Below are 758 nucleotides of genomic sequence, written 5' to 3'. Positions count from 1 at the left end.
CAAGACGCACGTCGGCTCGCACGTCGTGGCCCGGCTCGCGGACGCGGGCTGGCGCGTGGGCGTGGTGGCCCAGTCGCACGCCGCGGTCGAGAACCTGCTGCGCTGCCTCGTCGACAAGGCCGGGGTGCCGGTCGACGTCGTCGCCAAGAAGCAGCGGGCCAAGGGCGTCGAACAGGAGGCCGGCAGCCCGTGGCCGGAGCTGACCGGCAGCCAGCTCGCGGACTTCGCCGCCGGGAGCTCCGGCGGCTGCGTGGTGGGCGGCACCGCATGGGACTTCGCGCACGAGCGCTGGCCTGCCGAGGGCCTGGACCTGCTCGTCATCGACGAGGCGGGGCAGTTCTCGCTCGCGGACACGGTCGCTGTCGGCCGGGCCGCGCAGCGGTTGCTGTTGCTCGGCGATCCCCAGCAGCTTCCGCAGGTCAGCCAGGGAAGACACCCCGAACCGGTGGACGAGTCGGCGCTCGCCTGGCTCGCGGCCGGCAGCTCCGTGCTGCCCGAGGGCCTGGGCTACCTGCTGCCCGAGTCCTGGCGCATGCACCCGATGGTCTGTGCGGCCGTGTCCGAGCTCGCGTACGCGGGCCGGCTGTCGGCCCACCCGGTCACGACCGAGCGGTCGCTCGACGGCGTGCCGCCCGGGGTGGCGCACGCCCCGGTGGTTCACGAGGGGCGCTCGACGTCCTCCCCGGCGGAGGCCGACGAGGTGGTGCGGCAGGTGCAGGACGTGGTCGGCCGCACCTGGCACCCGGGCCACGGCCGGC

At 75.3% G+C, this 758-nt stretch carries 1 protein-coding gene; it reads left to right on the top strand.

Features of this window, described 5'->3' with window-relative positions; genetic code table 11:
- The coding region (locus PROKR_RS28960; protein ID WP_036971021.1) for an AAA family ATPase at positions 1-758 on the top strand (758 nt) is incomplete at both ends.

The organism is Promicromonospora kroppenstedtii DSM 19349 (genome assembly GCF_000515355.1).
GTDB classification, from domain to species: Bacteria; Actinomycetota; Actinomycetes; order Actinomycetales; family Cellulomonadaceae; genus Promicromonospora; species Promicromonospora kroppenstedtii.
The sequence above is the reverse complement of the archived record's forward strand: the minus strand, read 5'-3'. Positions and strand labels throughout refer to the sequence as shown.